General features: G+C 64.6%; 11 protein-coding genes. 5 read left to right on the plus strand and 6 right to left on the minus strand.

Annotated elements, in window-relative coordinates:
- Positions 1-7: 7 nt before the first annotated feature.
- Complete coding sequence (locus ACP15R_RS00720; protein ID WP_424984446.1) at positions 8-1,087, minus strand: DUF2235 domain-containing protein; 1,080 nt, start codon at positions 1,085-1,087, stop codon at positions 8-10.
- Complete coding sequence (locus ACP15R_RS00725) at positions 1,062-3,362, minus strand: xanthine dehydrogenase family protein molybdopterin-binding subunit (protein WP_424984447.1); 2,301 nt, start codon at positions 3,360-3,362, stop codon at positions 1,062-1,064. Before ACP15R_RS00725 ends, ACP15R_RS00720 begins: the two co-directional genes overlap by 26 nt.
- A 205-nt stretch (positions 3,363-3,567) precedes the next feature.
- Here ACP15R_RS00725 and ACP15R_RS00730 point away from each other — a divergent pair, with 205 nt between their 5' ends.
- The gene (locus tag ACP15R_RS00730; protein WP_424984448.1) at positions 3,568-6,678 is read left to right on the plus strand and encodes a valine--tRNA ligase; all 3,111 of its coding nucleotides are present in this window, start codon (positions 3,568-3,570) and stop codon (positions 6,676-6,678) included.
- 50 nt (positions 6,679-6,728) lie between these two features.
- On the opposite strand, the gene ACP15R_RS00735 is transcribed toward ACP15R_RS00730, so the two are convergent.
- On the minus strand, positions 6,729-7,511 hold the full coding sequence (locus ACP15R_RS00735) for a crotonase/enoyl-CoA hydratase family protein (protein WP_424984449.1): 783 nt from the start codon (positions 7,509-7,511) through the stop codon (positions 6,729-6,731).
- A 143-nt stretch (positions 7,512-7,654) separates the two neighbouring features.
- On the opposite strand from ACP15R_RS00735, the gene ACP15R_RS00740 reads away from it, so the two are divergent.
- Both ACP15R_RS00740 and ACP15R_RS00745 read left to right on the plus strand, forming a co-directional pair.
- Positions 7,655-8,074: a YbaN family protein gene (locus ACP15R_RS00740; protein WP_424984450.1), complete on the plus strand. Its 420-nt coding sequence runs from the start codon at positions 7,655-7,657 to the stop codon at positions 8,072-8,074.
- Between the two features lie 42 nt (positions 8,075-8,116).
- On the plus strand, positions 8,117-9,223 hold the full coding sequence (locus ACP15R_RS00745) for a pyridoxal phosphate-dependent aminotransferase (RefSeq protein WP_424984451.1): 1,107 nt from the start codon (positions 8,117-8,119) through the stop codon (positions 9,221-9,223).
- Between the two features lie 7 nt (positions 9,224-9,230).
- Here ACP15R_RS00745 and ACP15R_RS00750 read toward each other — a convergent pair whose 3' ends face one another.
- On the minus strand, positions 9,231-10,442 hold the full coding sequence (locus ACP15R_RS00750) for a pyridoxal-phosphate-dependent aminotransferase family protein (RefSeq protein WP_424984452.1): 1,212 nt from the start codon (positions 10,440-10,442) through the stop codon (positions 9,231-9,233).
- A gap of 157 nt (positions 10,443-10,599) precedes the next feature.
- On the opposite strand from ACP15R_RS00750, the gene ACP15R_RS00755 reads away from it, so the two are divergent.
- Positions 10,600-12,456, plus strand: a complete 1,857-nt coding sequence (locus ACP15R_RS00755) for an ABC transporter ATP-binding protein (protein ID WP_424984453.1) — start codon at positions 10,600-10,602, stop codon at positions 12,454-12,456.
- 11 nt (positions 12,457-12,467) lie between these two features.
- Here ACP15R_RS00755 and ACP15R_RS00760 read toward each other — a convergent pair whose 3' ends face one another.
- Entirely contained in the window at positions 12,468-13,151 is a 684-nt protein-coding gene (locus ACP15R_RS00760) for a TIGR04283 family arsenosugar biosynthesis glycosyltransferase (RefSeq protein ID WP_424984454.1), read from the minus strand.
- 67 nt (positions 13,152-13,218) lie between these two features.
- On the opposite strand from ACP15R_RS00760, the gene ACP15R_RS00765 reads away from it, so the two are divergent.
- Positions 13,219-13,953 (plus strand): YgfZ/GcvT domain-containing protein, encoded by a 735-nt coding sequence (locus ACP15R_RS00765; protein WP_424984455.1) that lies wholly within the window; start codon positions 13,219-13,221, stop codon positions 13,951-13,953.
- 33 nt (positions 13,954-13,986) lie between these two features.
- Here the strand turns inward: ACP15R_RS00765 and efp are convergent, their stop codons facing one another.
- Positions 13,987-14,550, minus strand: coding sequence for an elongation factor P (gene efp, locus ACP15R_RS00770; RefSeq protein WP_424984456.1), 564 nt, complete (start codon positions 14,548-14,550; stop codon positions 13,987-13,989).
- Between the last annotated feature and the right edge of the window lie 119 nt (positions 14,551-14,669).

A 14,669-nucleotide genomic window follows, 5' to 3' on the forward strand; every position in this document is an offset into this window, starting at 1 on the left:
CGCCCGCCTATTCCGCCCCGCCCGGTCGCAGCCGGGGCATGATCGACGCACCGCGCTGCAACAGTTCGGGCCGGACCGACGGATGAATGCTCTCTGACGGGTCCTGTCCTACCTTGCGCGCGCCGCGCAGCAGGAAGATCCGGCCCCACCCACGCCAGGTGCCATGCGACGGCGCATCGGGATCGGTCCGGAACCTGGCCCGCCAACCCTCGGGCAGCGGCAGCCCGCAATCTTGCGCGTGCCCGAGCATCCAGACGAGCGACAGGTTGGCCAGCGGGCGCGCGGGTTCATAGCCGTTCAGGTGACCGCCGATATCCCCATGGGTGCCCCGGAACCAGACCTGCTCGACCCGGCCCGGAAAATCCGGTGCGCTATACCAGAGTTCCGGCGCGTATGCCCGGCGGGTTTCGTCCAGCGCCAGCGCCTGGAACCCGTTGCGGATGCTGTTGCCAAGCTGATGGTTGTGAAACGAATGTTGATCCCCGGCGCTGCGCCAGAGCAGCGGCAGGTTGAGCCCAAGCGCCTTGACCGTATCCCACACTCCGATCATCTCGATCGGCACATCCGCGTGACAGAAGGTTTCCTTGAAACGGCCCGCCTGCTGGGTCAGCGGATAATATTGATAGTGCCGATAGGCGTTGCGGATATTGCGCACCGTGGCCTGTTCGGCGCGCAACAGGCCGACCATGTCGATCACCCCGGCCAGCGAGCGCACCGCAAAGGCCCCGCGCGAATAACCGAACAGGAAGATCCGGTCGCCGGGGCGATAGCGCGAGGCCAGATAGCCATAGGCACGGCGGATCTGGCGATTGATGCCACGGCCGAGCATCACATCCACCGTGCCCCGCCAGCTGTTCCATTGTACCCCCGCCTCGTAAAACACCGAGACCTGCATCCCCATCTCGCGGCACAGGCGATAGGTCATGCCCGCATGGGTTTCGAATCCGGGTTCAAGCGACGACAGCGTCCCGTCGAGAATGATCACATGCGTGAGCGGGCCGCGCGGTTTGACCTCGGCGGAATGCTCGGAGCGCAGCGGCCGCCCGAGCCATCCGAAAAGCTTATTTCTCAGCCGCGACAGGATCATTCTGCAACAGGCTCCAAACTCTCATCGGCGTGAACGGCATGTCCGCCCGACGCACCCCGCGCGCCCACAGCGCATCCTGAACCGCATTGGCAACCGCCGCCATCGAGCCGACGGTCCCCGCCTCGCCACAGCCTTTCATGCCCATGGGGTTGGCGGTCGAGGGCACCGGTTCCGAGGTGAATCCGATCATCGGCACGTCACCGGCGCGGGGCAAGGCATAATCCATAAAACTTGCCGTGAGCAGCTGCCCCTCGTCGTCGTGAACCACGTGTTCGGTGATCGCCTGCCCCAGCCCCTGCGCCACGCCGCCATGTACCTGGCCCTCGGCCAGCAGTGGATTGATCAGGTTGCCGAAGTCATCGACCACCGTATAGCGATCGACCTGAACCACACCGGTGTCCGGATCGATGACGATTTCGGCCACATGCGCGCCATTGGGAAAGCTGCGCGCGGGCAAGGTTGCGCGGGCCGCGTGATCGAGCAGGTCGGCACGCCCGTCGGCGCGGGCCATCTCGGCCACCTCGAGCAGCGATAGCGTCAGGTTCGAACCCGGCGCGCGGAAGGTCTCGTCATCGAAATCCAGATCGGCCTCGGCCACTCCCATCCTGTCGGCAAGATAGGGCACAAAGGCCGAAATCATCTGTGACACCGCCACCAGCGTGACATTGGCCTGGGTGGTGACCGAGCGCGAGCCGCCGGTACCCCCACCCTGCGGGATGATGTCGGAATCGCCCTGCACGACATTGATCAGCTCGACGGGAATGCCGGTCTGATCCGCCAGGAACTGGGCATAGACGGTTTCATGCCCCTGCCCGTTGCTTTGGGTGCCTACATGGATGCTCACGGTGCCATCCTCCTCGAACACGATACGTGCGCCTTCGGCAGGGTCTCCCAAAATACTTTCGATATAGTAACACAGCCCCTGCCCACGCAGCAGCCCGCGCGCCGCGTCGGCATCGCGCCGCGCCGCGAAACCGGCATGATCCGACATCTGTGCTGCCCGGGCCAGAACCTTGTGAAAATCGCCGACATCATAGGTTTCGCCCGTCGCGCTCTTGTAGGGAAAGCGGTCTGCGGGGATGAAATTGCGCCGGCGCAGCTCCCACGGGTCGATATCCAGCTCACGCGCCGCGCGATCCATCGCGCGTTCCAGCACATAGATCGCCTCGGGCCGGCCCGCGCCGCGATAGGCGTCAACCTGCGTGGTGTTGGTATAGAACCCCTCTGCCCGCATCCACACGGTCTGAACGTCGTAACAGCCCATCAAGACGCGGGAAAACAGCTCGGTCTGGATCGGCTGGCCCATCACCCCGTTATAGGCCCCGAGATTCACCCGTGAATGCACGCGGTAGGCGGTGATCCTGCCGGTGCTGTCAAAGGCCAGTTCGGCCAGTGTCGCCAGGTCGCGCCCGGCATTGTCGCTCAGCATCGATTCCGTGCGCTCGCCCAGCCAGCACACCGCCCGCCCAAGGGCGCGCGCCGCATGGGCCACGATCACGTATTCCGGATAGGGCATCGCCTTCATGCCAAAGCCGCCGCCCACGTCGGGGATCGTCACATGCACGTCTCCGGGCGATAATCCCAGCATGGTGGCCAGGCGGTCCTTCATGCCCCAGACACCCTGCCCGCCAAAGGCGAAATGCAGCCGCGCGCCGTCCCAATCCGCGTGGCATCCGCGCGGCTCCATCGAATTGGTGATGATCCGGTTGTCCTCCACGTCAAGGCTGACCACCCGCGCCGCCGCCTCAAACGCCGCGTTGGTCGCGGTCTCATCGCCGATTTCCCAGTCAAAGGCCCGATTGTCCGGGGCTTCGGGATGCAGGGCCTCGCCACCGGCGCAGACATCCAGCTTGACCGGCAGGTCATCGATCTCGACCAGGATCAATTCCGCTGCATCCCGCGCCGCGTGCAGCGTGTCGGCGATCACCGCGACAATCGGTTCGCCGACAAACCGCACCCGGTCGGTGGCAAGGACGGGCCGCACCGGGGCCGCGCCCATCGATCCGTCGCGGTTTCTGACCAGATTGGCCTCGATATTGTTGGCAATCCCGGCCCCGAGCAGATCGTCGGCCGTCACCACCAGCCGCACGCCCGGTGCCTGTTGCGCCGCGCCCGGATCCAGCGCGGTGATCCGCCCATGCGCAACCTCGCTGCGCAGCAGATAGCACTGCAACGCCGATGCGCCGGCATCATCCGCAATATACCGCCCCGCGCCGGTCAGGAACCGGTTATCCTCGGTCCGCGTAACCGGTTGGCTCTTGCCGAACTTATCCATTGGAAATCCCTCTCTCGTTGCGACCGGAGACTAGATGCCATCCGCGCAATGTCCAGCCACGCGGCCACTCGAATCCGGCGCAGGGCCGCGAAATCGACGAGGCATAGCCCGCATCCGCGCAGCACACCGAGAAAACCTGATGACGCGCCTTTCCCTTGCGCCGCTGTTTCGCTAGATGAAGCGCGACGGAAAAGGGATCAGCGTTATGGCGATGAACAAGACTTTCAACGCGGCAGAAGCCGAAGACCGCCTGTATCGGGCCTGGGAAGACGCGGGCTGTTTCAAGGCCGGTGCCAACGCCAAACGCGCCGAGACCTATTGCGTGATGATCCCGCCGCCCAACGTGACCGGCAGCCTGCATATGGGGCATGCCTTCAACAACACCTTGCAGGACATCCTGGTGCGCTGGCACCGGATGCGCGGGTTCGACACGCTCTGGCAGCCGGGCCAGGACCACGCGGGCATCGCCACGCAGATGGTGGTGGAACGCGAACTCGCCAAGGACGGCAAGCGCCGCACCGATTTTTCACGTGAAGATTTCACCGCAAAGGTCTGGGAACAAAAACAGAAGTCCGGCGGCACCATTATCGGCCAACTCAAGCGTCTTGGCGCGTCGCTGGATTGGTCGCGTAACGCCTTCACCATGTCCGGCGCGCCCGGAGCACCGGCGGGGGAAGAGGGCAATTTCCATGACGCGGTGATCAAGGTCTTTGTCGACATGTACGACAAGGAGCTGATCTATCGCGGCAAGCGGCTGGTCAACTGGGACCCGCATTTCGAGACCGCGATTTCCGATCTCGAGGTCGAGAATATCGAGGTCGCCGGCCATATGTGGCACTTCAAATACCCGCTCGCCGGGGGGGCCACCTATACCTATGTGGAAAAGGACGAAGACGGGAACATCGTGCTCGAGGAAGAGCGCGACTATATCGCGATCGCCACCACGCGGCCCGAAACCATGTTGGGTGACGGCGCGGTCGCGGTGCATCCATCGGATGAACGTTACGCTCCAATCGTTGGAAAACTCTGCGAAATTCCAGTTGGCCCGAAAGAGCATCGCCGCCTGATCCCAATCATCACCGATGACTATCCCGATCCCGATTTCGGCTCGGGCGCGGTCAAGATCACCGGGGCGCATGACTTTAACGACTATCAGGTTGCGAAGCGCGGCAATATCCCGATGTACGGCCTGATGGATACACGCGGCACCATGCGCAGCGACGGCAAGCCTTATGCCGAGGAAGCCGCGGTCGCGCAGGCCATCGCCAATGGCGAGCAGGATTTCGACGAAGCCATGATCGCGGCGATGAACCTTGTGCCCGACGAATATCGCGGGCTGGACCGGTTCGAGGCCCGCGAGCGGGTGGTCGCGGACATCACCGCCGAAGGGCTGGCGGTGACACATGATGTCACCCGCGCCGACCCCGAGAGCGGCGAAGCCGTGACCGTTTCCGAGCCGCTGGTCGAGAACAAGCCGATCATGCAGCCCTTTGGCGACCGCTCCAAGGTTGTCATCGAACCGATGCTGACCGATCAATGGTTCGTGGACACCGACAAGATCGTCGGCCCGGCGCTGGACGCGGTGCGCAATGGCGATGTCAGGATCGTGCCCGAACGCGAGGAAAAGGTCTACTTTCACTGGCTTGAAAACATCGAGCCCTGGTGTATCAGCCGCCAGCTGTGGTGGGGCCACCAGATCCCGGTGTGGTACGGGCTGGACCTGAGCTATGATCAGGCCATCGGCGAAGATGGCGAGCTTGACCATGTAGAATTGCACAAACTGCTGATGCAGGACGGTATGGTACATGCCGGCACCGTTTCCCATTGCGCCGCCGATTTCGGGGCGGTGCAGGGCGCGTTCCGCGATGAAATCGCCGATACGCCGATCCCGATCAACCACGCGGCAATTGTCGAGGTGGCCGACCGTCACGCGGCGATTCACACGCTGGCGGAATGCCTTGCGCAATACGCGGTGGACCAGGATTCAACCAAGCTGGTCTACCCGGTCTGGCGTGATCCGGATGTGCTCGATACGTGGTTTTCGTCGGGTCTCTGGCCCATCGGCACGCTGGGCTGGCCCGAGGACACGCCCGAGCTGGCGCGGTATTTCCCGACCAGCGACCTGATCACCGGCACCGACATCCTGTTTTTCTGGGTGGCGCGGATGATGATGATGCAGCTGTCTGTCGTGGGGCAAATCCCGTTCGATACCGTTTACCTGCATGGGCTGGTGCGTGACGCCAAGGGCAAGAAGATGAGCAAGTCGGTCGGCAACGTGGTCGATCCGCTGGGCGTGATCGACGAATACGGAGCCGACGCGCTGCGGTTTTCGTCGGCGGCGATGGCGGCCCTTGGCGGCGTGCTCAAGCTCGATATGGAGCGGATCAAGGGCTATCGCAATTTCGGGACCAAGCTCTGGAACGCCATGCGGTTTGCCGAGATGAACGGCGTGTTCGAGGTTTCGGCGGATGGCCTGCCGCAGACCGAACAGGCGCTGAACAAGTGGATCGTCGGCGAGACCGCCAAGGTTCGGGGCGAGGTGGACGAGGCGCTTGCGAATTATCGTTTCAACGATGCCGCCAGCGCGCTTTACGGCTTTGTCTGGGGCAAGGTCTGTGACTGGTACGTGGAATTCTCCAAACCGCTCTTGCAGGACGACAACCCGGCCCGCGAGGAAACCCGCGCGACGATGAAATGGGTGCTCGATCAGTGTCTGATCCTGCTGCACCCGATCATGCCCTTCATCACCGAAGAGCTCTGGGGCACTTCCGGCAAACGCGACGACATGCTGATGGTGACCGATTGGCCGAGCTATGGCACCGAACTGGTCGACAGCGCGGCGGATCACGAGATGAACTGGGTGATCGCGCTGATCGAAAGCGTCCGCTCGGCCCGTGCCCAGATGCACGTGCCCGCCGGTCTGTACGTGCCGATGCTGGTCACCCAGATCGACGCGCGGGGCCGGGCCGCATGGGCGCGCAACGAAACGCTGATCAAACGACTGGCGCGGATCGAGGACCTGACCGAAACCGCGACCCTGCCAAAGGGCACGGTGACAATTGCCGCCGAAGGCGCGAGCTTTGGTCTGCCGCTTGCAGGGATCATCGACATCGCGCAGGAACAGGCACGGCTGGAAAAGACGCTGGGCAAGCTGACCAAGGAACTGGGCGGGTTGCGCGGACGCCTGAACAACCCGAACTTTGCCAGTTCCGCCCCCGAAGAGGTGGTCGCCGAGACCCGCGCCAACCTCGCCGCGCGCGAGGAAGAAGAGGGCAAGATCAAGGAAGCCCTGGCGCGCCTCGCCGAGCTGGCCTGACGGTCACCGGGCATGCCGGGGCGGCTCGCCTGCCCCGGGCCGATTCACGGTCACCTGAAATTCGGCGCGCGCCCCTGCATCTGTGCCGCGACCACTTCCATCTGGTCGGGCTTGCCGATCAGGGCTGCGGATTCCCGGCTCTCCTGCAACAGAACCTCGGCACGCTCCCCGGTCTCGGCGGTTTCGATCAGCCGCTTGGCCGCGCGGATCGCCGATGGACTCTTGCCCGCAATGGTGCGGGCAAGGGCAAGCGCCGCCGCCCGAGGATCGTCAGCCAGCTGTGTCACCAGCCCCCAGCGTTCGCCCTGCTCTGCCGGGATCGGCTCGGCGGTATAGGTCATCAGGCGCAGCACGTCCGAGCGCACCAGCGGCGGCAAGGTGACCATGCCCCCGAGATCGGGCACCAGCCCCCATTTCATCTCCATCAGCGACAGCCTGGCATCCGGCGACGCAATCCGGATATCGGCCCCGAGCGCCAGTTGCAGACCGCCGCCATAAACCGCCCCGTGCACCGCCGCGATCACCGGCACCGGCACCCGCCGCCAGACCAGCGACATTTCCTGCAACAGGTTGGTATCCCCGTGGCTGCGCCCCATCAGCCAGGCCTCGGGATCGATCTGGCCCATGCTGGCGAAACTGGCGAGATCGAGCCCCGCGCAAAAGCTCTTGCCCTCGCCAGACAGCACCACCGCCCGCGCATCCGAGGCGGCAACCTGCTGGCCCGCATCGACAATCGCCCGGAACATTTCGTCATCCAGCGCGTTCATCTTGTCGCCGCGGGTCAGTGTCACCCGGGCAATATGATCCTGATAGTCGACGGAAACCCGTGCCATGAAATTCCTCCGGTTGTCTGCGCGCCTCACCTCACCGCAAAGCGACGCCCGGATCCAGATGAACGTGGCGGCACCGCGCGCACCTGCATTTACAACCGCGACGGTCGCGGTCATGGTCGCAGCGGTTCACACAGGCAGCAACCGTGACACGCGACTCACCCCCACCGTCCAATCCACCGCCCAAAGCACCGTCGCGTGCCCTGGTGCGCGGGGCGTGGAACACGCTGGGCGGCGTGGCGCTGCTGCTTGGACTGATCGGCGTGGTGCTTCCGGTGCTGCCGACCACGCCGTTTGTGCTGGTCGCGGCCTTTGCCTTTTCCAAGGGGTCGCCCCGCATGCGCCGCTGGCTGGTCGATCACGCGATTTTCGGCCCGCTGATCGCCGATTGGGAGGCCCATGGGGCGATTGCCCGACCGATCAAGCGGCTGGCCTGTGGCATCATGGCCGGCGTGTTCCTGATCAGCCTGATCGCCGGGGTGCCGGTGACGGTTCTGATCATCCAGGCGGTCTGTCTTGGCGGCGCGGCGGCCTATGTGCTCAGCCGCCCGGACGGGCCACAATAGGAGGCGCTTGCGTCGGGGCATCGGCTCGGGCTATCTGCGCCCATGACTGAGCCCCGATACACCCCGCTTGCCCATTCCCTGCCCGCCACCGTGCCCTTTGTCGGGCCGGAAACCCAGGAACGGCAACGCGGCAGCGCCTTTACCGCCCGGCTGGGAGCGAATGAAAACGTGTTTGGCCCCTCGCCCAGGGCCATTGCCGCGATGCAGGCCGCCATGTCCGGCATCTGGATGTATGGCGATCCCGAGAATCACGACCTGCGTCACGCCCTGGCGGCGCATCACGGCGTCACACCGGACCATATCGTGATCGGCGAGGGCATCGACGGGTTGCTGGGCTATCTGGTGCGGCTGTTGGTCGGGCCGGGGGACGCGGTTGTCACCTCGGACGGGGCCTATCCCACCTTCAACTATCACGTGGCCGGGTTCGGCGGCACCCTGCACAAGGTTCCCTATGCGGGCGATCACGAAGACCCGGCGCGGCTGTTTGCCAAGGCTGCCGAGGTGGATGCCAAGCTGGTCTACCTTGCGAATCCAGATAACCCGATGGGCACCTGGCACAGCGGGGCGGACCTGTTGGCGGCGATGGGTTCGCTGCCCGAAGGGTGCCTGCTGGTGCTGGACGAGGCCTATGTGGAATGCGCCCCGGCGGGCACCGCGATCGAGGTCGATGCCGATGATCCCCGGCTGATCCGCATGCGCACCTTTTCCAAGGCCTATGGCATGGCAGGCGCACGTGTCGGCTATGGGCTGGGCGCGCCGGGGCTGATCTCGGCCTTCAACAAGGTGCGCAACCATTTCGGCATGAACCGCGCCGCGCAGGCGGGGGCGGTTGCCGCGCTCCTGGATGCCCCGTGGCTCGACCATGTGCGCGCCGAGATTTCCGCCGGGCGGGATCGTATCGCCGGAATCGCGCGGGCGTATGGGCTGGTGCCGCTCGACTCGGCGACAAATTTCGTGGCGATCGATTGCGGCGCTGACGGGGCCTTTGCCAAGGCGGTTCTGGACAACCTGATTGCCCAGGGCATTTTCGTGCGCATGCCGTTTTCGGTGCCGCAAAACCGCTGCATCCGGATCAGCTGTGGCACTGCTGACGATCTTGACGCCTTCGAGGCCGCCCTGCCCCGGGCGTTGGAGGCGGCGCGCCGCTGATCGCGCGTCAGCGCCCCGCGATAACCGCCGCCGCGGCCTCGACCCCGCCTGTGCCATGCGCAATCCCGAGCGCGCGCATCCCGGTCTCGATGCCGCCCAGCAGGCCAAGGATCATCTGGCCATTCACATGCCCCATGTGGCCCAGCCGAAAAAACCGGTGCCGCGCGGGATCGTCCGAAGCCGCCATGCCCAACCCGATACCCAGGGTCAGCCCGAGATTGTCGGTCAGCCATTCGCGCAGCGCGGTGCCCTGCCCGGTTTCGATCCGAAGCGCGGTCACCGCATGGCTGCGATGCGCGGGATTGGCGACGTTCATCCGCAGGGGCCCGTTTCCCTGCCCCCAGGCCGCACAGGCCGCCCAGACCGCATTGGCCAGCCGCTCATGGCGGGCCCAGACATGTTCGATCCCTTCGCCATGGATCAGGTCAAGCGCGGCACGCAGCCCATAGAGGTGATGCGTTGGCGCGGTGCCGCCGAAATACTGGTAATACTCTTGTGGCTGCGCGCGTGGCTGCCAATCCCAGTACCGGCTGACCACCGGCAATTGCGCCCGGCGGGCGGCGGCCCTGTCATTGAAGAACACCAAACCCAGCCCCGGCGGCACCATCAGCCCCTTCTGGCTGGCGGTCACCATCACGTCGACGCCCCAATCATCCATTTCGAACCGGTCACACCCCAGCGAGGCGATGCAATCCACCATCAACAGCGCCGGATGCCCCAGATCGTCCAGAACCGCGCGCAGGGCGGCGATGTCATTGCGCACCGAGCTTGATGTATCCACATGCACCGCGAGCACGGCCTTGATCTCGTGGCGGCGATCCGCGCGCAGGCTGTCAGCGATCCGGTCCATGTCCATCGGGCTGGATTTTCCGAACTCGATCAACTCGACCTCGGCCCCGAGCGCGCTGGCGACCTCGCCCCAGCCATGGCCGAACCGCCCGGTCGCCGGCACCAGCACCCTGTCCCCCGGCGCCAGCACGTTCGACAGCGCCGCTTCCCACGCCCCATGACCGTTGCAGATATAAAGCGCGACATGATGCCGGGTGCGGGCCACCCGCCGCAAGTCGGGAATGATTGCTTCGGTCAGGCTGTGCAACGCACCTTCATAGATGTTGGGCGACGGGCGGTGCATGGCTTGCAACACCTGGTCCGGGATCACCGAAGGCCCTGGAATTGCAAGATATTCGCGCCCCTGCGCCACTGACAATGAGTCGGCCATGTCACCCCTTTCACCGATTTCGCCCAGCCTACATCCGGCGCGGCCAAGGTCAATCTGGCGGATCACACGGGTTGCGCCGAAATTCTCAGGTGATTAAATGGCCAAAACCCGGTCGGCGGCAACCATCCGCCTGGCACCTCAACAGGATCAATACCTTATGAGCACACCTCCCAAATCCTCGGCCGAACTGCTGGGGTGGTTGTGGCGTGGCTATCTGCATCAGCACACTGGCACCATGGCCCTCGCGATGCTGTTCATGCTGATCGAAGGCAGCATGATCGGCGCGATCAGCTATATGATGCAGCCCATGTTCGACGAGGTCTTCGTCGCCGGAAACAGTGGCGCGCTGACCTGGGTCAGCATCACCTTCCTGGTGATCTTCACGGTCCGCGGCCTTGCCGGTGTCACCCAGAAACTGCTTCTGGCGCATGTGTCGCAGATCAGCGGCGCGCATCTCAGGGTCGACCTGCTCAGGCGGATGATCACCCAGGACACCGCGTTTCACCAGAACCATCCGCCGGGGTTCCTGATCCAGCGGGTGCAGGGCGACGTGAGTTCAATCGACATCGTGTGGCGCGGGATCATCACCGGGGCGGGCAAGGACCTGGTTTCGCTGGTCGTGCTGCTGGGGGTGGCGGTCAATATCGACTGGGCCTGGACCGCGATCATGCTGGTCGGGGTGCCCTTGATGTTTTTGCCGATCGGCATCGCGCAACGCTATGTGCGCAAGAAATCGGCCATTGCCCGCGATCTCGGGGCGACGCTCTCGACCCGGCTGGACGAAGTGTTTCACGGCATCGTGCCGATCAAGCTCAACAGCCTCGAGGATTACCAGGTCGGCCGCTATGCCGGGTATACCGACACCTTCCGCCGCGCCCAGCTGCGCGCGACATTCGGCACCGCCTCGATCACCGGGATGATCGACATGATGGCCGGTATCGGGTTCATGGGGGTGCTGCTCTATGGCGGTGCCGAGATCATCGCGGGCGACAAGACGGTCGGCCAGTTCATGAGCTTTTTCACCGCCATCGGCCTGGCCTTTGACCCGATGCGCCGCCTCGCCAACCTGAGCGGCTCGTGGCAGGCTGCGGCCGCTTCGATCGAGCGGCTCAAGGAATTGATGGACGCGCCGATCCTGCTCTCATCGCCCGATACGCCGGTTGCCGCGCCCAAGGGGCTGCCGAATGTGGAACTTGAACATGTGTCGCTGGCCTATGGCGATGCCGAGGTGCTGCGCGATCTTTCGCTGACCGCCGAGGCGGGCAGGACCACCGCGCTTGTCGGGGCCTCGGGGGCGGGTAAATCGACCATTTTCAACCTGCTGACCCGGCTGGTCGATCCGCAATCGGGCAATGTCAAACTTGGCGGAATTGACGTGCGGTCGATGGACCTGCCTCAGCTGCGCGGCCTGTTCTCCGTGGTCAGCCAGGACGCGCTGCTGTTTGACGAAACCCTGCGCGACAACATCCTGCTGGGCCGCACCGATGTGACCGACGCCGACCTCAAGCCGGTGCTCGACGCCGCGCATGTATCGGATTTCATCGACAAGCTGCCCGAGGGGCTGGATACGCGGGTCGGCCCGCGCGGCTCGGCCCTGTCGGGGGGACAGCGGCAGCGGGTGGTGATTGCCCGCGCCCTGCTGCGCGACACCCCGATCCTGTTGCTGGACGAAGCCACCAGCGCGCTGGATGCGCAATCGGAAAAAGTGGTTCAATCGGCGCTGGACCGGTTGGCGGGCGGACGCACCTCGCTGGTCATCGCGCACCGCCTGTCGACCATCATCAATGCCGACAAGATCATCGTGATGGACCGAGGCAAGGTGGTCGATGCCGGCACCCATGCCGAGTTGCTGGAACGCGGCGGCATCTATGCCGATCTCTACCACCTGCAATTCCAGGGCGGCAAAACCGTGATCGACCCGCAAGGCGCGGCGGCCCTGGCGGCACATGCGCCGCACCTGTCGCAACCGCGCGCCTCGTGGATTCGCCGCCTCGGGCAAAAGCTGCTGGGCTGAAAACCGGCGGCTCAGCGCCGATAGGCGGCGGCGAGTGTTTCGGGGTCGGCCCCCGCGAAGTACCGCGCCAGGGTCCACAGGTTCCGCGCGCCCCGGCGCAGCCATCCCGCCTCGCGATAGCGTTCGGCGCTGGTCAGCGCGCCAACCGGCAGCGCGACCAGCGGGCGCGGCAAGGCACGAACCAGCGCCACATCCTCCATCAATGGCTGATCGGGATAGCCACCCACCCGGTCATGGACCGTGCGCAACAGCAGCAGGCCCTGATCCCCATAGGGCAGCCCAAACAGCCGCGACCGCAGGTTGGCCCAGCCCGCGACCCATGCGGGCATCACCCCGCGTGCGCGAAACGCCAGCCGGAAATAGGCGCTCTGCCCCTGCCCGTTCGCCAGATGGTCCTCGACCACGGCGGCCCATCCCGGCGCAAGCTGCGTATCCGCATGCAGCACCAGCAGCCAGCGCCCCCTGGCCTTGGCAATCCCCCGGCTCAGCTGCCCCCCGCGCGAGGCCGGACCGGTCATCAGAACGGCCCCTGCCTCGTCGGCAATCCGGCAGGTGGCATCGGTGCTGCCGCCATCGGACACGATCAGTTCGCGGATCAACCCCGCCGAAAGCCCCTCCATCAGCGCCGCCAGACAGGCCGGCAGATGCGCCTGGGCGTTCAGGGTCGGAATGACAATCGAGATTTCGGCAGGCATCGGGGCTTCCCTGTTGTTTCCCGCACGCATACCTATATGTCGGGGCAAGTCAAATCAGGAGACCGCCATGTCCGCCCGACGCATTCTCACGCTCGCCGGTCGAGATACCGAAACCTTCCTGCAAGGGTTGATCACCAATGACATCGCGCGCCTGGATGACGGGTTGATCTATGCGGCGCTGCTGACTCCGCAGGGCAAGTTCATCGCCGATTTCTTCCTGCTGCGCCAGGATGACGCGGTGCTGCTGGATGTGGCCGAGCCCCTGGCGGACGATCTGAAAAAGCGTCTGACGATGTACAAGCTGCGCGCCGATGTGACGATTGCCGAGAGCGGGCTCAACCTGCAACGTGGCACCGGTGCGCAACCGGCGGATGCCCATGCCGACCCGCGCCACCCGGCACTTGGCTGGCGCCGCTACACGACCGGTCAGACGCAGGAAGACGGCACCGATTGGGACGCGATCCGCGTTGCCCATTGCATCCCCGAAACCGGCATCGAACTCACGCCGGACACGTTCATCCTTGAAATGGGGTTTGATCTGTTGAACGGGGTCGATTTCCGCAAAGGTTGTTATGTCGGGCAAGAGGTCACCGCCCGGATGCGGCACAAGACCGAATTGCGCAAGGGGTTGCGCCGGGTCCGCATCGAGGGCAGCGCGCCCGTGGGCACGCCGATCACCGCCGGGGAAAAGGCCGCCGGAACCCTGTTGACGCAATCCGGCGATCACGCGCTGGCCTATCTGCGATTTGACCGCGCCACCGACGCCATGGCGGCGGCGGACGCAACCCTGTGGCCCGCGTAGGCGGCTGAACCGCCCCGGGCGCATCGGGACCGATCAGGCGCGCTCGGTATATTCCATGGTTTCGGTGTTCACCACGACCAGTTCATCCTGCCCGACAAAGGGCGGCACCATGATCTTGATCCCGTTGTCCAAAATCGCCGGTTTGAACGAATTCGCCGCCGTCTGGCCTTTGACCACCGGTTCGGTCTCGACGATCTTGCAAGTCACCTTTTGCGGCAGCGATGCGCTCAGCGCCTCGGCCTCGTGGAATTCGACAACCACGGTCATCCCGTCCTGCAGGAACGGCCGCCGGTCGCCAAGGATTTCCGCTGGCAATTCCACCTGCTCGTAGGTCGCCGTGTCCATGAACACCAGCATCCCGTCATTTTCATAAAGGAATTGCTGGTCCTTCTGTTCCAACCGCACCCGCTCGACCTTGTCGGCACTGCGGAACCGCTCGTTCAGCTTGCTGCCGTTGCGCAGGTTGCGCAGTTCCACCTGTGCGAAGGCACCGCCCTTGCCCGGTTTGACGTGATCCACTTTGACCGCCGTCCACAGCCCGTCATTATGTTCCAGAACGTTGCCGGGGCGGATTTCATTGCCGTTGATTTTGGGCATGGTTTTACCTTCGCATGTGCTTGATCGAAAAGCTCAGGCTCCTATATATGGCGGGATCGAGACTGGCAATACAACGATATCTCGTGCTGCATATGCAGAAAGCCATGCGCTGAGAGAAT

Source organism: Microbulbifer sp. S227A, from assembly GCF_049800935.1.